Origin of the sequence: Hydrogenophaga sp. (assembly GCF_018780075.1) — a bacterium.
GTDB lineage: Bacteria > Pseudomonadota > Gammaproteobacteria > Burkholderiales > Burkholderiaceae_C > Hydrogenophaga.
The window spans coordinates 17,982-41,337 of the sequence record NZ_JADMKB010000011.1; the positions used below are offsets into that span (position 1 = coordinate 17,982).

Genomic DNA, 23,356 nt, shown 5'->3' on the forward strand with positions numbered 1-23,356 from the left:
CTGGGATCAGAGCGTCCAGGTGTCGAGGATGAAAGCGCCGTCCTTGCGGTGCAGCAGCACGATGTCCAGCACATCCAGCGGGTTGATCGGGCGGATGCCTTCGATCAGCGCACCTTCGCCGTGGCCGTAGAGCGCCTGCAGCGCAAAGCGGCAGGCGTAGACCTTGCCGCCTTCGGCGATGAACTTGGCGATCTGTTCGTTGAAGTTCTGGTGCCCGGGGAAAGCCGAGTCACCCAGCTTGGGGAAGCCACGCTTGACCCCCAGCGTCACGCCAGGGCCATACAGCAGGATGGAGGTCTCGAAGCCCTTGCGCTGCAGCCGTGTGGCCTGCAGCAGGTTGACGAAACCGATCGAGCCTTCGAAGGCCACGGTGTGGAAGGTCACGAGGGCCTTCTCACCGGGTGCAGCTTTCACATCTTCAAAAACCTTCTCTTCGTAGTCGACCAGGAAATCGCCCTTCTGGGCTGCGGGGTGAGTGACTTGGGGCATGGGGGTCCTTGTGGCGGTGGGTTGAAAGGCGGGCTCTGTCGAAACCCGGTGGGTGCCAGCACAGGCTGGGCACCTGCCTTCCCATAGCCAAGGACGTGCCACGCCAGCACCGTCGTCGGCAATCAAGACCCGATCAAAGGGGCGTGGCTGCACCGCGGGTGCTTCGAGCACCGCCATTGCTCTTGCAGGGGGCGCACCAAAACGAACGAGCGCCCATGCGATCAATGCACCCGATCATTGGCCACCGCGCACTGTTTTGCCCATGGGAAATGGACCTCCAGAGATGCAATCTGCCAGTGGCACAGGCACACTCGGGCGATCGTTTGAAGACATCGCCTCACAGTCCGGAACCGTCATGTCGTTCACCCACTGGATCGCCCGACTCAGGAGCAGCACGCTGCCGGCTTACCAGCTCATCCCGGAGCTGATTGCGAACGACCTGCAGATGGGGCGGATCGCTCCGAGAGAACGCCTGCCCCCCCTGCGAGAACTGGCGTCACAGCTGGACCTCAACTACACCACCGTGGTGCGGGGCTTTGCCGAGGCCCGGGAACGTGGACTGATCGTCTCCCGACCGGGTCTGGGCTCGTTCGTGCGCGGCTCGTTCATCGGCTTGCCGCTGCGCGCCGGCACAGGTGCCGAGATGACCATGAACCTGCCGCCCGAGCTGGCGGACCATCCAGCGTTTCAGCAAGCCCAGGAGCAGGCGGCCCGGTCGATGGCGCAGGCGAATTTCCAGGACCTGATGCGCTACCAGGACTTTGGCGGGGCCACCCGGGACCGGTACCAGGCCGCGCAGTGGATGGCCCAGTGGGTGCCCGAGGCCGTGCCGGAGCGGCTGCTTGTGGCCCCGGGCATCCACAGCGTCCTGCTGGCGCTGACCAGCCTGCTGGTCAAACCCGGGCAGTCGCTGTGTGTGGAGCCGCTGGTCTACCCGGGCATCAAGGCCATCGCCGCCCAGCTGGGCACCCGCCTGCATCCGCTTTCGATGGACGGACAGGGACTGATCCCGGAGAGCTTCGAGGCCGCCTGCAAGAGCACGCCGGTGGGCGCGCTCTACCTGTGCCCCAACCTGCACAACCCCACGACCGCGACCCTGCCCATCCGACGCCGGGAACAGCTGGCCGACATCGCGCTGAGACACAGCGTCCCCATCATCGAAGACGACGCCTACGGCATGCTGCCCATTGCGGCCCCGCCTCCGCTGATCGAATTCGCGCCGGAGCTGACCTACTACATCAGCGGCCTGTCCAAATGGCTGGGCGCCGGTGTTCGGACCGCCCACGTGCTGACCCCCACCACGGCCACTCACCAACGCCTGGCCGGCGCCCTGCGAGCGACGACGGTGATGGCATCACCCATGATCAACCACGTGGTCTCGGACTGGTTCGAGCAGGGCACCGGTGTCGAAGTTCTGGCCGCCATCCGTGAGGAATGCCAATGGCGCAGCCAGACCATCCGCACCCGTCTGGCGAGCCACGGTGTGCGGACCCAGCCGAACGGCTTTCATGCCTGGCTGCCGCTGCAGGCGCGTGAAGATGGCCACTGCGTCGCGTCGGACATGGCCGATCAGCTGAGAAGCCTGGGTGTCGCAGCGGTCGCGGGCAGCACCTTCTCCACCGACCGGAATCCCCCAGAAGGTTTGCGGATCTGCATGGGAGGCAGCCTGACAAGAGACGACTGTGGTCGGGCACTGCAGGCCGTGGTGGATGCGCTGGAGCACTGTCAGGCGGGCAAAACGACCACCTGACACAAGCCGCCAACCGCCACCCGTTCATGCGAATGACCTATGTCCGTCGCCGACGGTGGGGAGGCACTTGGTGGGCTACGATGGACACGCATATCAAGGGATGCATGGGTCCTCGGTTGAACCGTGGAGGGCAACCCTTGCATCCAGAAACTGCCTCAGCACGCGATTGAACTGAGAAGGCTGCTCAATGCAGGTCATGTGGGCAGCGTCCGACACGACAGCCAGCACCGAGTCGGGCAGCGCGCGGTGGATGGTCAGCGCCGACGCCAGGGGCGTCCCGATGTCGTGCTCGCCCACGATCACCAACACCGGGCAGGCGATCTCGTGCAGGCGGGATGTGGTGTTCACACCCGAGATGGCCGCGCAGCAGCCGGCCCATCCATCGACCGAGGTGCGGCCAATCGTCCGCGCCACCGCGGCCACCCGCTCGGGCTGTCGCTCGCGGTAAGCCTGCGTGAACCAGCGGCCGATAGCAGGTTGCACCAGCGGCGCCATGCCCTGCTCCAACGCCACCCGGATGCGCTCGTCCCACACCGAGTGAGGGGTGGCGTGGTGTTCGCTCGTGGTGTCGGCCAGCACCACGGCCTGTGTGAGCGAGGGGTGCTTCAGCGCGAACGTCTGCCCGATCATTCCGCCCATGGAGAACCCCACCCAGACAGCGCTCCGAATGCCGACGTGCTTCATCAGCGCGGCGGCGTCATCGGCCAACTGGTCCAGCGTGTAGGGCCCTGCCGTCGCTTCGCTGCGACCGTGCCCACGCGTGTCGTAGCGCAGCACACGGTAGCGCCCCGTCAGCGCCGGCATCTGCGGGTCCCACATGGCCATGTCGCAACCCAGCGAGTGGGACATCACCAGCCAGGGACCACTGTCTCCGTCGATGCTGTACTCGACCTCGATGCCGTTGAGGGTGGTTCGCATGACCGTGGGTTCCTCAGTTCGGCTGGATGTTCGCCGCTTTGGCGATGCGGGCGTACTTGGTGATCTCGGACTCGATCAGCGCACGGAACTGGGCTGGTGAGGCCGTGGACTGCGTCACGCCCATGGCCACCAGCTGCTTCTGCACATCGGGCAGCCGCAGGACCGCCGTCATGTCCTTGTGCAGCTGCTCCACCACCGGTGCGGGTGTCTTTGCCGACACCAGCAAGCCGTACCAGAACTTCCACTCGTAGCCCGCGATGCCCGCCTCTGCCACGGTGGGCACGTCGGGCAGGTCGGGGAGGCGTTTGTCGCCGGTCACGGCCAGTGCGCGAACCCTGCCCTCGTTCACCAGCTTGATCGCCGAAACATAGGGCGCCACGTGAAAGTGCACCCGACCCGCAATGGTTTCGGTCATGGCTTCGCCAACACCCTTGTAGGGGATGTTCAGCACGTCGATGCCTGCCTGCATGCAGAACAAGGCCGCGGCAAAGTGCGAGCTGCTGCCCACGCCCGCCGACGAGTAGTTCAACGCGCCAGGCTGTGCCTTCGCCTGTGCAACGAGATCGGCCAGGTCTTTGGCCTTCAGGTCCTTGGGCGCCACGATCAGCGCGGGACCGTCGCCGATCAAGGTGACCGGCGTGAAATCACGCAGTGTGTCGTAGGGCACCTTCTTGAAGATGGCGGGCGCCGTGGCGTGCGCGGGTGACACGCTCAGGATGGTCGTGCCGTCGGCCGGCGCGTTCAACACCGCCTGGGCCGCCAGCGTGCCGCCGGCCCCCAGCTTGTTCTCGACAAGGGCCGGAATGCCCCAGCGTTCCGAAATGCGGGCCGCCATGGCACGGGCCGCCGCATCCGGCACACCGCCCGCACCGAAGCCGACGACAAACTTGTAGAGCGGCAGTGCAGGCTTCGATGGTTCGGCCGTCTGCGCCCAGGCACCCAGGCTGGTGGGCAGCGTGCTGGCGGCCGCGGCCTGAAGCAACCAGCGGCGGGTGTGGGTGGTGGTCATGGTGTTGTCTCCTGGCTGGTAAAAAAACCGCCTCTCGTTGCGCGCAAGCGCTCGCTCAAGGGGCGATGAGGCGCTCCGTTTCGGGATCGAAGAGGCAGACGGCAGAAACGTCCACCGCCACGTGCAGACGCTCCCCCGCCGCCCGCACGCGCTTCGGGGAGAGGCGAATCGCCACACGGCTGCCGTTGATCTCGGTGAAGCCGAAGGTGTCCGCCCCGGTGGGCTCGATCATGTCGAACACGACCTCCAGCGAAGCGGCATGCTCAGGCTTGACGTCGTGGAGGTGTTCAGGCCGCAGCCCGAGCACCACCTGGCGCCCGGTCCAGCTGGGGTCCTGGACGGCGCCCAGCACGATCTTCGCGTGTCCCTGGGTGTTGCGCAGGTCGACCACCCAGCGGCCGTCTTCGATCTGCAGCGTCACCGGCAGGAAGTTCATCGTGGGTGAGCCCATGAACCCGGCCACATACAGGTTGGCGGGCCGGTCGTAGATGTCTTCCGGTGTGCCCAGTTGCTGCACCCGACCGTCCTTCATCACCGCAATGCGGTCGCCGAGCGTCATGGCCTCGATCTGATCGTGGGTCACGTAGACCACGGTGCTCTTCAGGCGCTGGTGCAGGGACTTGATCTCGGCCCGCATCTCCACGCGCAACTTGGCGTCCAGGTTGGACAGCGGTTCGTCGAACAAGAACACCTTGGGATCGCGCGCCAGCGCACGGCCCATCGCCACCCGCTGCCGCTGCCCCCCGGACAACTGCGCCGGCCGGCGGTCCAGCAGCTGATCGATCTGCAAGGTCTTGGCCACACGCGCCACCACGGCGTCGCGCTCGGGCTTGGGCACCTTGCGCATCTCCATCGCAAAGGCGATGTTCTCGCCCACCGTCATGCTGGGGTACAGCGCGTAGCTCTGAAACACCATCGCGATGTCCCGGTCCTTCGGGCTGACGTCGTTCACGACCCGGTCACCGATGGAGATGTCTCCCTCGCTGACCGTGTCCAGCCCGGCGATCATCGACAGCAGCGTGCTCTTGCCGCAGCCAGACGGGCCGACGAGGATGAGGAACTCGCCGTCGGCGACCTCGATATCGATACCGTGCAGCACGGTGGTGCTGCCGAAGTGTTTGCGTACGTTGCGAATGCTGACACTGGCCATGGTCTATGACTCCTCGTTTTTAAAAGTTCAGCCTTTGACGGCGCCAGCGGTCAGCCCGCGCACGAAGTACTTGCCGGCCAGGATGTAGAGCACCAGGGTGGGCGCGCCGGCGATCACGGCAGCGGCCATGTATGTGTTGTAGCGGGGCACGTCTTCCTGCACGTTGGTCAGGTTGTTCAGGCCCACCGTGACCAGCTGCTGATCGCTGGGCGCCAGCACCAGCGCGAAGATGAAGTCGTTCCAGATGGCGGTGAACTGCATGATCCCGACCACCACCAGGATGGGTTTCGCGGTGGGCAGCACCACCCGCCAGAAGATTACCCACAGACCCGCCCCGTCAATGCGCGCGGCCTTGATCAGCTCGCCCGGAAAGCCGACGAAGTAATTGCGGAAATAGAGCGCTACCGGCACGCTGTACAGCGTGTGCACGAGCACCAGACCGACCAGCGAGTGCGACAGGTTCAGCTGCGAAAACACCACCGACAGCGGAAACACGAACAGCGCCGCCGGCATGAAGATGCCGAACATCATCAGGAACAACACCTGGTCCACCCCGCGAAAGCGCCACTTCGCCAGCACGTAGCCGTTGAAGCACCCCCAGAGCGTGGAGATGACCGTGGCAGGCACCACCACCAGCAGCGAGTCGATGAAATAGCGGGAGAGTCCGCCACACGTCGAGGCGCCCGTGCAAGCGGTGCTCCAGGCCTCGACCCAAGGCTCCAGCGTCCACTGCGATGGCAGGCCGAGCACGTTGCCGGCCTGAAGGTCGGCCAGCGGTTTGAAGGCATTCACCAGCGCAAACCACGCCGGCAGTGCAAAGAACAGCACGGCCAGCAACAGGCTGCCGTACACGAGCCAGCGGCCCAGGCCACGGCGTTCACCCGGCAAGCGTTCACGCATGTTGATCTCCGAGAGGAAAGAGGTAGAGGTCCATGGGGTTCAGTCGTGGCGGTGCTTCTTCAGCTCGCCCAGGATGTAAGGCACAGCGACCATCGCGCAGGTCATCAAAAGCACCATGGCGGATGCGGCACCCAGGCCCATCTGGTCGCGGCGGAAGAAGCGGTCGAACACATAGAAGGCCGGCAGCACGCTGCTTTGACCGGGCCCACCCTGGGTGAGCACCACGACCAGGTCGAAGGTGCGCAGCGCTGCGGGCAAGAGGATCAGCGCGGCGCTGAAGATGGTGGGCCTCAGCGTTGGCAGGAGCACGCGCAGGTAGATACGCGGTTTGCTGGCGCCGTCGATCATGGCGGCCTTGATCACCGAGTCGTCGATGCTGCGAAGCCCCGCGATGAACATCGACATCACGAAACCCGTGCTGGCCCAGACCGCCACGATGACGAGTGCGTAGATGGACATTTTGGGCTGCACGATCCAGTCGAACACGGCACCCTCAAAACCCGCGCCGATCAGCCATTTCTCGATGCCGGTATCGGGGGTCAGCAGCCAGCGCCAGATCGTGCCGGCCACGATCCAGCTCAAGGCCAGCGGATAGAGCACGGCGGTGCGGATGCCGTTTTCAAAGCGCACCTTCTGGTCCAGCAGCATGGCCAGCAGGCAGCCCAGGATCAGCGGCAGACCCACCACCAGCGGCAGGTACTTGGCCAGGTTCCACAGGGAGCGCCACCAGCTGTCATCGGCAAACAGACGGATGTACTGATCCCAGCCCACCCAGTTCCAGGTGACCACGCCCTCGGAGTCGGTGAACGACACCGCGCCCACCCAGATCGTGAGCCCATAGAAAAACACCAGGCTCACCACGAGCGCGGGCGACACGGCCAGCTGGGGCAGCCACTTGTCCAGAAAGAGTCGTGAAGAGGCGCTCATGTTGCGACGGCGTTGGGTTGATCGATCACGCTCAACGATTGGCCTTGGCCGCGTTGGCGAAGCTCAAGGCCGCCTGCTGTGGCGTGATGCTGTCGTCGTTCCAGAAAGACAGCACCACGTCACGCCACGCACCGATGCGTGCGGGCGACTGGAACAGGTTGGGTGTGGCGACCGCCGTGCCGTCCTTGCCACCGGCCACGAGATCGGCGTGGCTCTGTTTGGCGCAATCGTCGAACTTCGAGACATCGGCATCGGTCCGCACCGGCACGGAGCCTTTGGCCAGACTGAAGGCCACCTGGGCATCCTTGTCCATGAACACCTGCGCCAGATCGGCCTGGGCCTTGGCGTTCTGTGCGACCTTGAAGAACAGGAACGCGTCGGACGTGAACACGTGTCCCCGGCCGCTGCCGGGCACCGTGGCGCAGAGGTAGTCAGCGCCCTGGCGCTTGCCGGCCACGGTGAACTCGCCCTTGGCCCAGTCACCCATCACCTGCGCAAAGGCACGGCCCTGAATCACCATCTGGGTGGCTTCGTTCCACTTGCGGGTGGAGGCACTGCGATCCACATAGCCACGCAAACGGCGCATCACCTCGAAGGCCTTGACCATGCCCGCACCCTTGAGCTGGGCCTCGTCACCGTCATAGAACGCCTTGCGGTACTCATCGGGCTTGTGGGTGGTGAAGGCCACCTGCATGAAAGTGAAGTTGACCCAGATGTCCTCCCCCATCGCCAGCGGCTGAATGCCTGCGGCCTTGGCCTTGTCGGCCATGGCGAAAAATTCATCCCAGGTTTTGGGCGCGGCCGTGGCGCCGATCCTCTTCATCGCCTCGGTGCTGATCCACATCACGTTCTGGCGGTGGACGTTGACGGGCACCGCGACATAGCTCTTGGTCCCCAGCCGCGCATAGCGGCGCACCGGCTCGGGCAGCACCTCGTCCCACTTGCCTTGGGCCGCCACGGCGTCGAGGTTGGCCACGATGTCGGGATTGGCCGCATAGCTGCGCACAGCACCATTGATCTGCGCTGCGGTCGGTGGATCGCCCTTGGCCACGCGCGTCTTGAGCAGAATGCGCTGGCTGTCGCCACCGCCCACCGCCAGGTCGTCCCACTCGAGTCCGCGCCGGACCGCCGCTTCCTTGAACTTCGCAACCGCCGCCGTTTCACTGGCGCTGGTCCACCAGTGAATGACCTCCACCTTCTCCGCCGCCCACAGGGGCGTGGTGGCCAGCGCGGTCATGGCGCATGCGGCCCAACGGGTGACACGCTGTGTCGGTTTGATCTGGAACGGAAATGTCATTTCAATGTCTCCTTGGTGGAATGGCGAAGCTCAGGCTCTGCACGTGCCGGGGTTGCACAGCAGGCGACGAGCAGCAATGCAGGAATCAGACGAGGTCTATCTCGATAAAAACGACCGGAACCGCCCCCTGGTTCTGCAGGGCGTGCGGCTTCATGAAGGTCGCATAGGACTGACCCGACCGGACCGTGACGGGCTGGTCCTCGCCTTCGAGGTACTCGGTCATCACCCCTTGAAGTACGAAGGCCACAGCCGGACGGCTCGCGTGCGAATGCATGGGCAGAAAGCCACCGGGCTCGATGGTGACTTCGCGCATGCGAAGACGGCGCCCGTCGTGCATGCTGAATCCGGCCGGCAATTCGACAGCGGCGAGCTCCTTGCCGTTGATGCCCACACGCTCGGTCGGCAGCAGGCGCGTGGATGCGCCACGCTCCGCCGAATCGGCGGAGCAGTTCGCCATTTGCTGTGCTGGATGGGTTGCGTTCATGGTGGACTCCGGCCCCGGTTGAGGCGAGTTTTTCTGCGTTGATTTCACTGAGGAAAAGTCTATTGAGGCAGCTTCCGGCGGTCCAATACCGTGTGGATTGAACTGTGATCGCAACCGCGAATAAGCAGTCCACCGAAGACCCCGACCTGTGGCAAGTCGACCCCTCACAAGTCCGCTGCGGCGTCCAGTCCCGCTGCGGCCAGCACGGGGACGGACGCCTGTGATCGCAGGTGCCGGACAAAGCTCAACGCCAGCCCCGGTTGCGCGCTCGAAGCGAGCACACCCGCGGACACCGCGGTTCGGTGCTGGACCGCTTCAGGCAGCGCGCCCACAAACCGGATGCCCGGCACAGGCAGCAGTTCGCACACCTGCTGGAAACCCAGCTCGGCATCTCCACGCGCCACCACAGCGGCCACCGGCTCATGGGCGAAACGCTGGCAACGGCCCAACACGTCGGAATCGATGCCCAGACGCTGCAGCAGTTGCCCGGCCACGTACTCGCCGCTGCCGGCCTGCGACAGCGCCACCGAGCGGCTCCGAAGCAGCGCCAGCCTCAGTTCTTCAAGCGTTCCGATCAGGGGAAGCGGCTGTTCCACGTGCACACAGAGGCCGATGCCGGAGCGCAGCACCTCTGCACAGGTGCCCGTCAGGACCAGGCCTGTGCGTGACCGTTCTTCCAGCAGCCTTGTCGGGAGCAACACCACGTCGGCCACCTCGCCGCGATCGAGTCGCGCCGTGATGGCGCGTTCGCTGCTGCCGGTCGCCGGTCCGTAGCCCATCGCCACGGCCGGCCCGCCCGCATCGGTGAAGTGCTTCGCCAGCGCATCCAGCGCGTGCGAGAAGGCTTGCGGCGCCAACACCCGCAGCACAGGCCCGGCGGTCACTTCAGCCCTTCCAGCAGCGCCGCCAGGCCTTCGGGGTCGTCGATCATCGGGTCGTGGCCGCAACCGTCCATCACCGCGGTGCGCCAGCCGGCATCGGCCTGACAGCGTGCGAGTGCCGCGTCGAAGACAGGCTGCGGGAACAAGGGCGTGCGCACGTACAGCTTGTGTCGCACACGCTCGCGGGCGCCACTCAGCCGCACAGGGTCCATGGAAACGCCCAGCGGCTGCGGTGTGATGTGGGCGTCGACCCAGGCCGCGTCTTCGGGGCGCTGTATGCGCAGGGCGGTGCTGGTCGGTCCGGGCCTGGAGACTTCCCCCAGGGCCTTGGCCGCTTCCAGTTGGGCCTTCTGCTGCTCGTTCAGCAGGTCGTGGCCGCGTTGCCCATCTTCAGGCAGGAACGCATCGACATACGCGAGGGCGGAAACACGTGACTCCAGTTGCTCGACGGCGCCGCTGACGACCCAGCCGCCGTAGGAGTGGGCCACCAGCGTCGCGTCTTCGACGTCTTCCCAGCGGAACAGATTCACCACATCTTGAATGTGGGTCTGCAGCGTGATGTCTCCACTCATCAGGTGTGAACGCTCGGCGAGCCCTGTGAGTGTGGGCGTGTGCACGCGATGACCATGGGCGCGCAGCAGATCGGCCAGGCGGCGCCATGCCCAGGCGCCATGGCCTGCGCCATGAACGAGCACAAATGTTCGGGGTTGGGATGTGGATGTCATGCGGAAGGTGGGTGTTGATTGAGATTCGCTGGTCGGGTGACGGTGTGGTGAGGTCACTCCAGCGTGATGCGCGTTTCTTTGGCGATCGCAGCCCACTCGCGTCGCTGGGCAGACAGGGCGGCACCGAAGTCCTCTTCGAACTCAGGCTCAAGCCCCAGCTTTCGAATGCCCTCCAGCACGGCAGGCAACTTGCCCACCTCTCGCAGCGCCGATTGCAGGCGGGAAACCACCGCCGGTGGCGTGGCGACAGGCGCCAGCAGCCCATACCAATTGATCGATGGCACACCGAGCACCCCGCTTTCCTTCAGCGTGGGAACGTCGGGCAAGTCGGCCATGCGCGAGGGGCTTGTCACGGCCAGCGCGCGCAGCTGGCTTTTCTGTATCAACGGCAGCAGCACCGCCTTGTTGGTGACCGTCATCGCCAGGTGACCGCCCAACGTGTCCTGGATCGCCAGTGCGGCCCCTTTGTAGGGCACGAAAGTCATGTCGGCACCAGTACGCAGCTTGAACAGCTCGATCACAAAATGCGGACCGATCCCGGGCGCTGAACCCGCATTCACCTTGCCGGGATGGCTCTTGCTGTACTGCACGAACTCGGCCACGTTCTTCACCGGCAAGCCGGGGTGAATCGCCAGCAACATGGCGTCGGTCGCGATGGCGCCCACCGGAACAAAGTCCTTCACCGGGTCGTAGTCCAGTCCCTTGAAGACGGCCGGTATCACCACGTTGAGGTTGGTGCCCCCAATCATGATCGTGTACCCGTCGGCAGGCGCGGAGGTCACCGCTTTGGAGCCGATGCGCCCACCCGCACCACCGATGTTGGTCACGATGACCGAGGTCTTCAATCGTTCGGCAAGGTGGGGAGCAACGAGCCGCGCCGCGATGTCGTTGGGCCCACCAGGCACAAACGGAACAATGAGTTTGATCGGCCTGGAGGGATAGCCCGGATCGGACTGGGCGAACGCCATGCCCGACGCGGACACCACCAAGGCCAACATGGCCCGCGCAGTCCATCGACGGGTGACGGACCCGTGTTGTTCAGCATTCAAGTTCATGGTCGTTCCTCTGTTTGGAGCGCAAACTTTAGGACGCTGACGATGCCCAGTCCAATACCGATTGGAAACGACTGATATCTCACGACCGGATAACGCGAGCCTGCCTCCACCCTCCTCTCCCTCCTCCCTTTGAGCAGACGACAACCCCCTCCGGCGCCGCTGACCCGGATGCTGGCCGCTTATTCGCGGACGCAATCAGAGATGGATGCCAACGGTATTGGACGGCCCTTGTGAGCGGTCCTAAATTCCGCCGCGGCATCCCTCAACACCGATCACCGGAGATTCACTTGAAACACACCCACCTCACCATCGCCCTGGCCGGCCTGCTGACCGCGGCCGGCGCATCCGCGCAAAGCCATGTCACCGTCTTCGGCGTTGCCGACGCAGGGATCCGCAAAACCACCAACGGTGCCGAGTCAGAAACCAGTCTGGCCAGCGGTGGCCTGGCGGGCAGCCGGTTCGGCATTCGGGTGGAAGAAGACCTGGGCGGTGGCATGAAAGCGGGCGGATGGATCGAGGGCACGGTGAACCTCGACAACGGCACCGCGAACACCACCCGCCTTTGGAACCGCCGCACCACCGTCAGCCTCTCCGGCGCATTGGGCGAGGTCATCCTGGGCCGCTCATTGACACCGGGCTACACCGCTTTCGGTGAGTACGACACCTTTGGCACCAGCGGGCTGGCCGACCAGGGCAAGTTCCACTCGACAGCGTTCGGCAGCGGCATCGAAGCCACCGGTCTCTGGGCCCGCGCCGACAACTCGGTGGCCTACAACACACCGAAGACACTGGGTGGCTTCTATGCCAACGCCATGTGGGCAGCGGGCGAAGGTGTGGCCGCATCGGCCTTCAGGGGCGCGCGCCTCGGCTATGCGGCTGGCCCGCTGGACGTCTCAGGCGCCTACAGCGTGATCGACGCCACGGCGGGCGACCACAAGCGCACCTCGCTGGCCGGACGCTACGACTTGGGCGTCGTCAAGCTTTTCGGCAGCCTGGTGGTCAACGAGTACCTTGAGGCCAAACGCACCATCACACAGCTGGGCGTCCATGTGCCGGTCGGTTCGGCTGGCACGGTGCGCGCCAACATCACAAGGGCAGACGCCTCCGGCCAGCAGGGCGGGACCTCGATCAGCGCGGACGATGCCACGCAAGTGGCCCTGGGCTATGTGCACGCGCTGTCCAAGCGCACCAGCCTGTACGGCACCTACGCCCGCATCACCAACAAGGGCGCGGCCAAGTTCGCCGTGAGCACGCCGCCGGCGGCCGTGGCTGGTCAGGCTTCCCGCGGCATCGAATTCGGTCTGAGCCACCGCTTCTGAACAGCGCCATCCGCATTGAAGGTCTGACTCCCATGCATTCGAACCTGCAGGCCCGCCATGTCCCGTTGCTGGACCTGGAGGGTCTGCGGTTCAAGGACCACAACCGCAACGGCCAGCTCGATCCCTATGAGGATTGGCGGCGACCCGCCAGCGAGCGCGCGAGCGACCTTGTCGCTCGCATGAGCCTGGCCGAGAAGGCGGGCGCCATGATGCACGCCAACCCGCCGTCCTCGGCCTCCTCGACGCTGCCCGGCGCTGGCGTGGCCTGGGCGTTCCCCGCGGTGGCCGACATGGTGCTCGGGCGCCACATCACGGCGTTTCTGAACCGGTTGAACACCGGGGTGCGCGAGATAGCTACACAGCACAACCAGCTCCAGGCCATCGCCGAAACGGGCCGGCTGGGCATCCCGGCGCTGCTGTCGTCCGACCCCCGCAACCAGTTCGCCGCATCGCAAGGGGTCAGCGTGGCGGCGGGCGCGTTCACGCAGTGGCCCGACCCCGCCGGTCTGGCGGCCATTGGCGATGAAGATCTGGTGCGCCGTTGTGCCGCGAGCGTGCGGCAGGAGTACCGTGCGGTGGGCATCCGCATGGCGCTCTCGCCGATGGCCGATCTCGCGATCCATCCGCGCTGGCACCGCGGCAGCGGCTGCTTCGGCAACGAGCCCCAACTGGCCGCGCGCCTGGTCCGGGCCTACGTGGAAGGCATGCAGGCGGGTGATCGTGGTCTGTTCCCCGAGAGCGTGGTTTCGGTGGTCAAGCACTGGGTGGGCTACGGCGCCACACAGGTCGATGGCTTCGATGCCCACAACCACTACGGCCGGCACATGGGCGCCACCAGTGCCGACATCGAATCGCACATCGTGCCGTTCACCGGCGCCTTTGCTGCCGCCGTGGGGGCCGTGATGCCCGCCTACAGCTTGCCGCCAGCGGGCCTGACCGTGCAAGGGACCCAGGGTGAGATCGAACGTGTGGGCGTGGGCTTCAACAAGCAACTGCTGACCGACATCCTGCGCCATCGATTTGGCTTCGCCGGTGTGGTGATGTCCGACTGGCACATCACCGACGGTGCCAGCCGCGCCTGCATCGAAGGAGCGCCACCCGGGAGCCAGCCGGGTCCGGAAGACATTGCCATGCCCTGGGGGGTGGAAGACCTGCCCAAGAGCGAGCGTTTCACCAAGGCGGTCCTGGCCGGTGTGGACCAGTTTGGCGGTGCGCAGGATCCGGGCTGGATCATCGACGCGGTCCAGCGGGGACTGCTGCCGATGGAGGCCCTGAACCAGGCGGTGCATCGCATCATGACCCAGCGGTTTGCGTTGGGATTGTTCGAGGATCCCTACGTCGACGAGGAAGCGGCCGAGTCCCTGGTGGGCCACGAGACCGTGCAGGCGATGGCGCTGGAAGCGCAGCGGCGCTCGCTGGTCCTTCTGAAGAACCACGGGGCCACGCTGCCGCTGCGCGGCAGGCCGAAGCTGTACCTGCACCAGATCGATGCCGACCTGGCCCGGCGGTACGGGTTGGAGGTGGCGGAACGGCCCGAAGACGCCGACCTCGCCATCGTCGGACTGAGCACGCCCCATGAAGTGCTGCACCCGCAACACTTCTTCGGACGCCGCTACCGCGAAGGTGACACGGGCTTTGCCGAGGATGACCCCGCGTACCGGTCGTTTCGCCAGATCGCCGGCTGTGTGCCCACTGTGGTGTCGATCTACCTGGAGCGACCGGCCGATCTGGCCCGGATCGCGCCCTGGGCCACCGCCATCGTGGCGCACTTCGGTCTGCGGCCGGAGGCGTTGTTCGATGTGCTGACGGGCCGTCATGCGCCGACGGGCCGTTTGCCCTTCGATCTGCCGTGGAGTGGCCCACGGCCAGATCCCACCGAGACCGTCACCCAGCGTGGCCAGGGCCTGCGCTACGGTTGAACCACGGCGGTTCAATTCATGGGCTCAGCCCATGGTCGGCACCAGATCGGGCAGCACGAAATCGACCACCTCTTGCAACAGCGGCGACGTGATGTCGGGTCGCCACACCGCGTCGATCTGGATCACGCCAGCCGCGGGGGGCAAGGCGATGACGCACAGACCCGTGCCTGCGGCGCTGGCATAGGAAGCAGGCACCACGCAGATGCCGAGCCCCTGCCGCACCATCTGGAACATGCTCATCGGGTGTCGCGCCACGTGCACCAGCCGCGGACTGAAACCCGCATTCATGCAGGCCGCCACGAGCGAGTCGAACAAGGCGGAGCGGTGTTCGCGCGAAAAGGTGATCATGGGTTCCTCGGCCAGATCGAGCAGACCCAGCGCACTGCGCCCAGCCAAAGCATGGCCTTCAGGCAGGACCACGGCCAGTCCTTCAATGTGCACGGGCCGGCGGGCCAGTGCCTTGGCCACCACGCGAGCATGCACAAACCCCAGGTCGATGCGGTCCTGTGTCAGGGCGCGCACCTGGTCTTCCGAACCCATGTCGGTCAACACCACTTGGGCCAGCGCGCCGCGCTCGCGCACGCCGGCCAGGAACGCGGGCAACACGCGGTCGATGGCCGAGGTGGCCATGCCCACCCGCAGCGTGCCGGTTCGCCCCTGTCCCGAGAGACGGGCCCGCTGGAGAGCGACCTGCGCCTGGTCCAGCAGCGCACGGCTGTCGTGGAGGAAGGTGCGCCCGGCCGCCGTGAGCTTGACCTCGCGACGGTTGCGCTCCAGCAGCACGATGCCGAGCTCGTCTTCCAGCATCTTGATCTGGTGCGACAAAGGCGGCTGACTCATGTGCAGCCGCAGTGCGGCACGACTGAAGTTCAACTCCTCGGCAACGGTCACGAAATAGCGGAGTTGACGCAGATCCATGGTGGCTCACCCTTTCAAAATTGGTCGGACGGACCGGTGATGGGCTATCAGTGTGATCTGAAAGGCGCGTCAAACCCGTTCCAGCACCACCGCAATGCCCTGCCCCACCCCGATGCACATGGTGCACAGCGCGTAGCGGCCACCGCTGCGGTGCAGCTGGTTGATGGCGGTGGTGGCCAGGCGGGCGCCACTCGCACCCAGCGGATGGCCCAGAGCGATGGCGCCGCCATTCGGGTTGACACGCGCGTCGTCGTCGGCCAGGCCCAGGTCGCGCAGCACGGCCAGGCCTTGTGCGGCAAAGGCTTCGTTGAGTTCGATCACGTCCATCTGCGCCAGCGAGAGCCCGGTGAGCGCCAACACCCTGCGGGTGGCGGGAGCCGGGCCCATGCCCATGATGCGCGGCGGCACACCAGCGGTGGCCATGCCCACCACCCGGGCGCGCGGCGTGAGGCCATGCCGCGCTGCGGCGGCTTCGCTGGCCAGCAGCAGCGCGGCGGCGCCGTCGTTCACGCCCGAGGCGTTGCCGGCTGTCACGCTGCCGTCGGGACGCACCACCCCCTTCAGTTTCCCGAGCGCTTCCAGCGTGGTGGCGCGCGGGTGCTCGTCGCGGTTCACCACCAGGGCATCACCCTTTTTCTGCGGCACATGCACCGGCACGATCTCGGCGTCGAACACACCCGCCTCTTGCGCCGCCAGGGCCTTCGTCTGCGAGGCCACGGCCATGCGGTCCTGGTCGGCGCGGGAGATGTTGAACTCGGTCGCCACGTTCTCCGCCGTCTCGGGCATGCTGTCCACGCCGTACTGCGCCTTCATCAACTTGTTGACGAAGCGCCAGCCGATGGTGGTGTCTTCCACGCTGTTGGCGCGCGAAAACGCGCTGGTGGCTTTGGGCATCACGAAGGGCGCGCGGCTCATGCTCTCCACGCCGCCGGCGATCATCAGTTGTGCCTCGCCGCTCTTGATCGCGCGCGCCGCCGTGCCCAGTGCGTCCAGGCCCGAACCGCAGAGGCGGTTCACGGTGGAGCCTGGCAGCGAGACCGGCAAGCCCGCCAGCAACGCACTCATGCGCGCCACGTTGCGGTTGTCTTCACCGGCCTGGTTGGCGCAGCCGTAGATCACGTCGGTCACCGCGGCCCAGTCCAGTTGCGAGTGACGCTCCATCAAAGCCCGCAGAGGAATGGCACCGAGGTCGTCGGCGCGCACGCTGGAGAGGGCGCCGCCGTAGCGGCCAAAGGGTGTGCGAACGGCGTCGCAGATGAAGGCGTGGGTCATGGGGTCTCTTTTCAAGGAAGTTGGGCGCTCTGGTGCAGTTGCCAGATGCGGCCGAGCAGCGCGTGGGCGGATGCTTCGCCGATCACCGGCGTGGCCAGCTCCATGAGCTTGCCCTCCAGATCGGCATCGGACAGCGGCAGTTCCGGGTCGCCCTTGCGGTCGGGCTGCAGCAGCGTCAGCTGGCGGCCGTCGCACAGCGTGATCGACACCCGCGCACCGCGCCGGCCCGGGAAGGCGGCGTCCACCTCGGGATCCAACGCCTTGTCGATGCGCTGTATCAACGAACGCGTGGCCGGGTCGTTCAGCCGGTCCGGCTCGAACGCCGAGAGACGCACGCTGCCGTGCAACAGCGCGGTGGCCACCATGTAGTGCAGGCTGAAGCGGGCTTGGTCGGCGTTCTGCGGGTCCACGTGGGGGGCGATGTCCAGCGTGGGCTGGTAGACGCCCAGCGCCAGGTGTTCGATGTCCGCGTGGCGGAATCCGTGCTGGCGCTGCAGTTCCAGCGCGCCATCGATGGCCGCAAAGGTGTGGCCGCAACCGATGTGGTTCTTGAAGGTCAGGCGGGTGATGTGGAAGTCGGTGCCCAGCGTGGCCCCCACGGCGGACCAGTCCGGCCCTTCGCTCATCGCCTGTCCAAGGCCCGATTCGCCTTCGAGCACATCGAGCGAGCTGCGCATGCCGCCCGCAGCGAGTTGTGCCGCTAGCACACCGGCCTCGGCCGCACGCCCCGCGTGCAGCGGTTTGGCCATGGCCTCCAGACGAAAGGCCTGCTGCAGCCCGGCGGTGAAGGTCGCGGCAATGGCCAGCGCGTGGGCAAAGGCAGCCTCGTCCAGCTTCAGCAGGCTCGCCGCAGCGGCGGCCGCGCCAAAGCTGCCCATGGTGCCGGTGTTGTGCCAGTACCTGTAATGGGGGCGTCCCATCACCACGCCGATGCGGGTGGAGACTTCGTAGCCCAGCACCACGGCGCGCAGGAACTCGGGACCGCTCGCGCCCGTGGACTGGGCCACCGCCAGCGCGGCGGCGATGGTGGCCGCGCCGGGGTGGTACATCGCATCGCGAAAGCTGTCGTCCACCTCGGCAGCGTGTGCGGCCGTGCCCTGGATCAGGGCCGCCGCGCGCGTGGTGGCTGCTCGCCCCTGCACCAGCTGGGCCGCGCCCCGGTCCAAGTCGTCGGCCATGGTGCGGGTCAGCACCTGCACCGCAGGGGTGTCCAGGCCCGGGTAGATCGAGGCGTACCAGTCGATCACCGCGCGCTGGGCGTGGTGCGCCACCTCGGCGGGCAGCGGTGTCCGGGCAAAGCCCGTTGCGAAGCGCGCGAATGTTTCAACAGCGTGCATGTTCAGTTCTCCGTGGTGAGCAGGTGACGCATGTCGCCGGCCACAAAGCCCGGCCCGCTGAGGCCGGCCAGCCAAAGCATGTCGTCCTGCAGGGCAGCAGCGCCGCGTTCGCGGGCCCAGAACACCGGGCCACCTTCCCAGCGCGGGAAACCGTAGCCGTTGACGAGCACCACATCCACATCGGTGGCGCGCTCGGCCACCCCTTCGGCCAGAAGTTGCGCCGCCTCGTTGACGATGGCCAGCAGCGCCCGGCGCACGATCTCGTCATCGCTGAGATCGCGGGCGAGAACGCCCTTGTCGGTCCGACATTGTTCGATCAGCCGATGCACGGCTTCGTCCACCTGCGGGCCCTTGCTGCCTTCGGGGTAGCGGTAATACCCCGCACCGGTCTTGCGACCCAGGCGCCCGGCCTCGCACAGGCGGTCGGGAATGTGCACGTAGCGCGCCTTCGGGTCGCGGTTGGCGACCTGTGCCTGCCGCATGCGCCAGGCGATGTCCAGGCCCGACAGGTCGGCCACCGCGAACGGCCCCATGGCAAAGCCAAACGCCTGCAGCGCAGCGTCGACCTGTTCGGGCCAGGCGCCCTCTTCGATCATGAATTCGCACTGCCTGCGGTAGGCCGCGTAGAGCCGGTTGCCGATGAAGCCGAAGGCGTTGCCGGTCAGCACCGGCAGCTTCTTCAGCCGTTTGCCCAGGGCCAGGCCGGTGGCCAGCGCATCGGGCGCAGAGGCCTGGCCGCGCACCACTTCCATCAGCTTCATGACGTTCGCGGGGCTGAAGAAGTGCAGGCCGATCACGTCGTGCGGCCTTGAGGTGGCCGCCGCGATCGCATCCAGATCCAGGTACGAGGTGTTGGAAGCCAACACCGCGCCCGGTCGCGCCACGGCGTCGATGCGCTGGAACACCTGCTGCTTCACACCCAGCTCTTCAAATACCGCCTCGATGACCAGGTCGGCGCGGGCCAGTTCGGTCCAGTCCAGGCTGGTCTGCAGCCGCGCTTCCACCGCTGCGGCCCCACTGGCGCTGAGCTTGCCGCCCTGCACCCGCGAGGCGTAATGCCCGTGAATGCGTTGTGCGCCACGTTCCAACGCGGCAGCATCCTGCTCCAGCAGCAGCACGCGGTAACCCGCGTCCAGCACCGCGATGGCGATGCCGGAACCCATGGTGCCCGCGCCGATCACGGCCACGAGCTCCACGGCGCGTGGAACGGCGCCGTCCAGTGAAGGGTGCTTGCCGCTGTCGCGTTCGGCAAAGAACTGGTGCCGCAACGCAAAGGCCTCGCGCGAGACACGCAATTGCTGGAACACGGCGCGCTCGTTGGCCAGGCCGTCGTCGATGCCCACGGCGGCAGTGGCCGCAATCGCGTCGATGGCCGCCTGCACCGCGGGCCGGCGCTTGCCGGCCTTGAGGGCGGCGGTCGCGGCCTCGGCCACGTCCGCACTCGGAGCGGTCGGGACGGCCCGGTCCCGCAGGCGCTGCTTTCGACCGATGAGTGCTCTCGCGCAGGCCACCGCCGCAGAGCGCAGGCCACCGGTGGTGATCTGGTCCACCAGACCGGTCTCCAGCGCCGCCGCAGCGGGCACCCGTTCGCCCGAGCAGATCATGCGGATCGCACGCGGAATGCCGACGATTCGCGGCAGCCGCTGCGTGCCACCGGCGCCGGGGATGATGCCCAGCGTCACCTCGGGCAACCCGACCACCGTGCCCGGTGCGGCCACGCGCGCATCACAACCCAGTGCCAGCTCGAAGCCCCCACCCAGCGCAGCGCCATGCAGCGCGGCGACCACCGGTTTGCCGCAGGTCTCAATGGCGGCAATCACCGAGGGCAGTTGCGGTTCGGTCAGCGGCTGACCGAACTCGCGCAGGTCCGAGCCGGCAATGAAGGTGCTGCCGGCGCCGATGAGCACCGCACCTTCCAGCGAGTCGTCGGTGCGCAGTGTTTCGATCGCCGCCATCAGGCCCTGCCGCACGGCGGCGGAACCGGCGTTGATCGGCGGGTTCTCGATCACGATGACGGCGACCGCGCCATCCCGTTCCAGGTGCACACGTGGCGTCATGAAATGGTCCTCAGGCCAGCACGACGACGCCGTCGGCCGCGCTCACGCCCTGGCCTTGGGTGCGCACGAACACCGGGTTGATCTCGGCCTCGACCAGACGGTCACCGAGCTGCGCCGCCATGCGGGAAAACGCCACGATGGCGTCCACCAGCGCGTCCACGTCCGCCTTGGGCCGGCCCCGGAAGCCGTCGAGCAGCGGCCAGGTCTTCAGGTCTTTCGCCATCGAGAGTGCATCGGCGCGGCTCAGGCCGTGGATGCCGGCAGCATCCTGCGGCAACAGGCGCATGGTGGTGTCCTTGAACAACTCGGCCGTGATGCCGCCCATGCCCAGCAGCACCGCCGTTCCCAGCGCATCGTGGTGCATGCCCAGGATCAGCTCGGTGCCGCCGCCCACCATCTCCTGCACGAGGAAGCGGTCGGGACGCACACCGGCCTTGGCGTGCACGTCGGCGGTCATGGCCGTCAGGCGCTCTCCCACGGTTTCAGGTGTGAGGCCGACGGCCACGCCCCCCACATCGCTCTTGTGCGTGATCTGCGAGGACAGGATCTTCAGCACCACACGGCCACCCAGCTCGCGCGCGGCGGCCTCGGCCTCGGCCGGGGTGGTGACGATGCGCTCTGCCGCACAGGGCACGCTGAAACGCGCAAACAGCTGCTTGGCCTGTGCCTCGTCGAGCGATCCTGAAGGCAGTTCACCCACGGCGACGGCGCTTCCTGCATCCGCTTCTTCGACCGGTGCGACGAAGCTGCTGACCTTGAACATGGCCGCCAGCGCCGCGGTGCAGCTCTCGGCCGCGGCAAAGGCGGGCACGCCGTGGCGCGTGAGCAAGGCGCCCACCTCGGGTGCGTGCGGGCTCACATAGGCCATCACCGGCTTGTCCGAATCGGGCAGGCAATCGCGGATGGCGTTGGCCATCAGCTCGGGCATGGCCAGGCTGGACGAGCCGACGATGATCACCAGCGCGTCGTAGCTCGGACTGGCCAGCAGGGCCCGGATCGCGCCGCGCAGCAGGTCGGGCCGCAATCCAGCCAGCGTCACGTCGATCGGGTTGCGGTCCAGCACGGCTTCGCTGCCGGTCTGCAGGGCGCGCAGCGCCTCGGCCGTGGCGGCGTCGGGCGCCGGTGTCTCGAAGCCGGCCACGCCCAGGTCGTCGGACACCAGCGTGCCGGCACCGCCGGTGCTGGTGAGAATGGCCACGCGTTGGCCGCGCATGTGGCGCCCGGTGGCCAGCGCCACGGGAATGTCGAGCAGGTCGTTGAAGGTCTGCGCGCGGATCACGCCCACCTGTTTGAACAGTGCGTCGTACATGCGGTCGGCGCCGGCCATGGCGCCGGTGTGCGACACGGCGGCCTGGGCGCCCGCTTCCGAGCGGCCGATCTTGAAGGCCACCACCGGCTTGCCCTTGCGCGCGGCCTTGAGGCAGGCGGCCCGGAATTTGGCCGGGTCGCGCACGGTTTCGATGTAGAGCGCGATCACCTGCGTGGCAGGGTCGTCTGCCAGGTGGTCGATGAAATCGGCCAGCTCCAGGTCCACCTCGTTGCTGGTGGAGATCAGCTTGGAGAGACCAATGCCGCGCGCGGCGGCTCGCGAGAGCAGCGAGCCCAGAATGCCGCCGCTTTGCGACACCACGCCGATGCCACCGACCGGGAATTCATCCATCTCCAGCGCGCCGGTGGCCGAGAGCACGATGCTGTCCGTCAGGTTCACCAGCCCGATGGTGTTGGGGCCCAGGATGCGCATGGAGCCGGCCGCCTCCACCAGCTGCTGCTGGCGGCGCGCGCCATCTTCACCGGTCTCGGTGTAACCACTGGCCAGCACAATGGCGGCCGCGCAACCGCGCGCCGAAAGATCCTTCACCGCGAGATGGGCACGCTCGGCACCCAGCAGCACGATGGCCACATCGGGCGTTTCCGGGAGCGATGCAATGTCGGCGTAACAGGGCAGGTCGCCAATGCGGTCGGCCTTGGGGTTCACCGGCAGGATGCGGCCGGCAAAGCCGTGCTTTTGCAGGTAAGCGACCGGGCGGCCAGCGGTTTTACCGGGGTCGGCCGAGGCACCGATGATGGCCACGCTGCGCGGCTGCAGCAGGCGGGAGATCGCGTTCATGGGGGTGGAGGTGGTGGCGTCCATGGTCTTCATTCCTTGCTGGCGGCCTTGGCCAGAAACGCTTCCACCGAGGCGCGGTGTTCACTGCTCGTGTAGCAGATGCCCTGTGCCTGGCTGCCCTGCGCGAACACATCGTGCGAGCTCAGCTCGAAGCTCTGGTTGAGGATGGTCTTGGTCAGCGCCAGCGCCGTGCTGGAGGCCTGGCTCAGCTCCGCGGCCCAGGCCTGGGCATCGACCAACAATGTGTCTGCGCTGGTCTTGCGGTCCACGATGCCCAGCGCCACCGCTTCGTCCACCTTGACCTGGCGGCCGGTGAAGATCAATTCCTTGGCCTTGGCCAGGCCCACGCGGCGCGGCAGGAAGTACATGCCGCCGCCGTCCGGGATGATGCCGCGCAGCACATACGACCAGGCGAAGCTCGCCCACTCGCTGGCGATGATGAAGTCGCAGGCCAGCGCCGTGTCGGCCCCCAGACCCGAGGCCGCGCCGTTCACGGCGGCGATCACCGGCTTGGGGCAGGTGTGCAGCAGCGACTGCGTGTGGTGCACGCGCTGCTGGCGGTGCCAGCCGTTGAAGCCCACCTCACCCGCAGGCGCGTTCATGCGCTTCTGCATGCCGCTGATGTCGCCCCCTGCGCAAAAGCCCTTGCCAGCGCCGGTGAGCACCAGGGCGCGGATCGCCTTGTCGGCAGTCATCGACTCCAGGGCGTGAATGAACTCCGAGCGCATGCCGTCGCTCATGGCGTTGCGTTTGTCGGGGCGGTTCAGGGTGAGGGTGGCGATGCCGCTGGTCACCGTCAGTTCAATGAGGTTGTATTCCATGGTGTTGCTGGGTCGCTGGGT

Annotated in this window: 20 protein-coding genes; 3 read left to right on the forward strand and 17 right to left on the reverse strand. The window is 66.7% G+C overall.

Annotated features, from left to right (window positions below):
- Positions 1-6: 6 nt before the first annotated feature.
- Positions 7-489: an MSMEG_0572/Sll0783 family nitrogen starvation response protein gene (locus tag IV088_RS03850; RefSeq protein ID WP_291097931.1), complete on the reverse strand. Its 483-nt coding sequence runs from the start codon at positions 487-489 to the stop codon at positions 7-9.
- 355 nt (positions 490-844) lie between these two features.
- Here IV088_RS03850 and IV088_RS03855 point away from each other — a divergent pair, with 355 nt between their 5' ends.
- A complete protein-coding gene (locus IV088_RS03855) occupies positions 845-2,239 on the forward strand; it encodes a PLP-dependent aminotransferase family protein (protein ID WP_291097933.1) in 1,395 nt (464 codons plus the stop codon).
- 93 nt (positions 2,240-2,332) lie between these two features.
- On the opposite strand, the gene pcaD is transcribed toward IV088_RS03855, so the two are convergent.
- The 10 genes from pcaD to IV088_RS03905 form a co-directional block, all read right to left on the reverse strand.
- Complete coding sequence (pcaD, locus tag IV088_RS03860; protein WP_291097935.1) at positions 2,333-3,157, reverse strand: 3-oxoadipate enol-lactonase; 825 nt, start codon at positions 3,155-3,157, stop codon at positions 2,333-2,335.
- A gap of 13 nt (positions 3,158-3,170) precedes the next feature.
- On the reverse strand, positions 3,171-4,166 hold the full coding sequence (locus IV088_RS03865) for a tripartite tricarboxylate transporter substrate binding protein (protein ID WP_291097938.1): 996 nt from the start codon (positions 4,164-4,166) through the stop codon (positions 3,171-3,173).
- Between the two features lie 55 nt (positions 4,167-4,221).
- Positions 4,222-5,316 carry an ABC transporter ATP-binding protein gene (locus IV088_RS03870; protein WP_291097941.1) on the reverse strand — a complete coding sequence of 365 codons (1,095 nt, stop codon included), beginning with the start codon at positions 5,314-5,316 and terminating at the stop codon, positions 4,222-4,224.
- 27 nt (positions 5,317-5,343) lie between these two features.
- Positions 5,344-6,216, reverse strand: a complete 873-nt coding sequence (locus IV088_RS03875; protein WP_291097944.1) for a carbohydrate ABC transporter permease — start codon at positions 6,214-6,216, stop codon at positions 5,344-5,346.
- 39 nt (positions 6,217-6,255) lie between these two features.
- Positions 6,256-7,143, reverse strand: coding sequence for a carbohydrate ABC transporter permease (locus tag IV088_RS03880; RefSeq protein ID WP_291097947.1), 888 nt, complete (start codon positions 7,141-7,143; stop codon positions 6,256-6,258).
- A 31-nt stretch (positions 7,144-7,174) separates the two neighbouring features.
- Entirely contained in the window at positions 7,175-8,440 is a 1,266-nt protein-coding gene (locus tag IV088_RS03885; protein WP_291097950.1) for an ABC transporter substrate-binding protein, read from the reverse strand.
- Between the two features lie 85 nt (positions 8,441-8,525).
- The gene (locus IV088_RS03890) at positions 8,526-8,924 is read right to left on the reverse strand and encodes a cupin domain-containing protein (RefSeq protein WP_291097954.1); all 399 of its coding nucleotides are present in this window, start codon (positions 8,922-8,924) and stop codon (positions 8,526-8,528) included.
- 164 nt (positions 8,925-9,088) lie between these two features.
- On the reverse strand, positions 9,089-9,808 hold the full coding sequence (locus tag IV088_RS03895; RefSeq protein WP_291097957.1) for a substrate-binding domain-containing protein: 720 nt from the start codon (positions 9,806-9,808) through the stop codon (positions 9,089-9,091).
- A complete protein-coding gene (locus IV088_RS03900; protein WP_291097961.1) occupies positions 9,805-10,530 on the reverse strand; it encodes an alpha/beta fold hydrolase in 726 nt (241 codons plus the stop codon). The genes IV088_RS03895 and IV088_RS03900 overlap by 4 nt, the downstream gene beginning before the upstream one ends.
- 53 nt (positions 10,531-10,583) lie before the next feature.
- Positions 10,584-11,585: a tripartite tricarboxylate transporter substrate binding protein gene (locus IV088_RS03905; RefSeq protein WP_291097964.1), complete on the reverse strand. Its 1,002-nt coding sequence runs from the start codon at positions 11,583-11,585 to the stop codon at positions 10,584-10,586.
- A gap of 287 nt (positions 11,586-11,872) precedes the next feature.
- Here IV088_RS03905 and IV088_RS03910 point away from each other — a divergent pair, with 287 nt between their 5' ends.
- Positions 11,873-12,904, forward strand: coding sequence for a porin (locus tag IV088_RS03910; protein ID WP_291097967.1), 1,032 nt, complete (start codon positions 11,873-11,875; stop codon positions 12,902-12,904).
- Positions 12,905-12,936: 32 nt separating this feature from the next.
- Positions 12,937-14,823 (forward strand): glycoside hydrolase family 3 N-terminal domain-containing protein, encoded by a 1,887-nt coding sequence (locus tag IV088_RS03915; RefSeq protein ID WP_291097970.1) that lies wholly within the window; start codon positions 12,937-12,939, stop codon positions 14,821-14,823.
- 24 nt (positions 14,824-14,847) lie between these two features.
- Here the strand turns inward: IV088_RS03915 and IV088_RS03920 are convergent, their stop codons facing one another.
- From IV088_RS03920 to IV088_RS03945, 6 genes are all read right to left on the reverse strand, one after another.
- Entirely contained in the window at positions 14,848-15,741 is an 894-nt protein-coding gene (locus IV088_RS03920) for a LysR family transcriptional regulator (protein WP_291097973.1), read from the reverse strand.
- A 69-nt stretch (positions 15,742-15,810) separates the two neighbouring features.
- Positions 15,811-17,013, reverse strand: a complete 1,203-nt coding sequence (gene pcaF, locus IV088_RS03925; protein WP_291097976.1) for a 3-oxoadipyl-CoA thiolase — start codon at positions 17,011-17,013, stop codon at positions 15,811-15,813.
- 11 nt (positions 17,014-17,024) lie between these two features.
- A complete protein-coding gene (locus IV088_RS03930; protein WP_291097979.1) occupies positions 17,025-18,350 on the reverse strand; it encodes an MmgE/PrpD family protein in 1,326 nt (441 codons plus the stop codon).
- Between the two features lie 2 nt (positions 18,351-18,352).
- Entirely contained in the window at positions 18,353-20,407 is a 2,055-nt protein-coding gene (locus tag IV088_RS03935; RefSeq protein WP_291097982.1) for a 3-hydroxyacyl-CoA dehydrogenase NAD-binding domain-containing protein, read from the reverse strand.
- A gap of 10 nt (positions 20,408-20,417) precedes the next feature.
- On the reverse strand, positions 20,418-22,514 hold the full coding sequence (locus IV088_RS03940; RefSeq protein ID WP_291098210.1) for an acetate--CoA ligase family protein: 2,097 nt from the start codon (positions 22,512-22,514) through the stop codon (positions 20,418-20,420).
- 29 nt (positions 22,515-22,543) lie between these two features.
- Positions 22,544-23,335, reverse strand: coding sequence for an enoyl-CoA hydratase/isomerase family protein (locus IV088_RS03945; protein ID WP_291097985.1), 792 nt, complete (start codon positions 23,333-23,335; stop codon positions 22,544-22,546).
- Positions 23,336-23,356 lie beyond the last annotated feature (21 nt).

Coding starts and splice junctions, on each gene's coding strand:
- IV088_RS03850 (WP_291097931.1), bottom strand. CDS start 489: ATGCCCCAAGTCACTCACCCCGCAGCCCAGAAGGGCGATTTCCTGGTC.
- IV088_RS03855 (WP_291097933.1), top strand. CDS start 845: ATGTCGTTCACCCACTGGATCGCCCGACTCAGGAGCAGCACGCTGCCG.
- pcaD (WP_291097935.1), bottom strand. CDS start 3,157: ATGCGAACCACCCTCAACGGCATCGAGGTCGAGTACAGCATCGACGGA.
- IV088_RS03865 (WP_291097938.1), bottom strand. CDS start 4,166: ATGACCACCACCCACACCCGCCGCTGGTTGCTTCAGGCCGCGGCCGCC.
- IV088_RS03870 (WP_291097941.1), bottom strand. CDS start 5,316: ATGGCCAGTGTCAGCATTCGCAACGTACGCAAACACTTCGGCAGCACC.
- IV088_RS03875 (WP_291097944.1), bottom strand. CDS start 6,216: ATGCGTGAACGCTTGCCGGGTGAACGCCGTGGCCTGGGCCGCTGGCTC.
- IV088_RS03880 (WP_291097947.1), bottom strand. CDS start 7,143: ATGAGCGCCTCTTCACGACTCTTTCTGGACAAGTGGCTGCCCCAGCTG.
- IV088_RS03885 (WP_291097950.1), bottom strand. CDS start 8,440: ATGACATTTCCGTTCCAGATCAAACCGACACAGCGTGTCACCCGTTGG.
- IV088_RS03890 (WP_291097954.1), bottom strand. CDS start 8,924: ATGAACGCAACCCATCCAGCACAGCAAATGGCGAACTGCTCCGCCGAT.
- IV088_RS03900 (WP_291097961.1), bottom strand. CDS start 10,530: ATGACATCCACATCCCAACCCCGAACATTTGTGCTCGTTCATGGCGCA.
- IV088_RS03905 (WP_291097964.1), bottom strand. CDS start 11,585: ATGAACTTGAATGCTGAACAACACGGGTCCGTCACCCGTCGATGGACT.
- IV088_RS03915 (WP_291097970.1), top strand. CDS start 12,937: ATGCATTCGAACCTGCAGGCCCGCCATGTCCCGTTGCTGGACCTGGAG.
- IV088_RS03920 (WP_291097973.1), bottom strand. CDS start 15,741: ATGGATCTGCGTCAACTCCGCTATTTCGTGACCGTTGCCGAGGAGTTG.
- pcaF (WP_291097976.1), bottom strand. CDS start 17,013: ATGACCCACGCCTTCATCTGCGACGCCGTTCGCACACCCTTTGGCCGC.
- IV088_RS03930 (WP_291097979.1), bottom strand. CDS start 18,350: ATGCACGCTGTTGAAACATTCGCGCGCTTCGCAACGGGCTTTGCCCGG.
- IV088_RS03935 (WP_291097982.1), bottom strand. CDS start 20,407: ATGACGCCACGTGTGCACCTGGAACGGGATGGCGCGGTCGCCGTCATC.
- IV088_RS03940 (WP_291098210.1), bottom strand. CDS start 22,514: ATGAACGCGATCTCCCGCCTGCTGCAGCCGCGCAGCGTGGCCATCATC.
- IV088_RS03945 (WP_291097985.1), bottom strand. CDS start 23,335: ATGGAATACAACCTCATTGAACTGACGGTGACCAGCGGCATCGCCACC.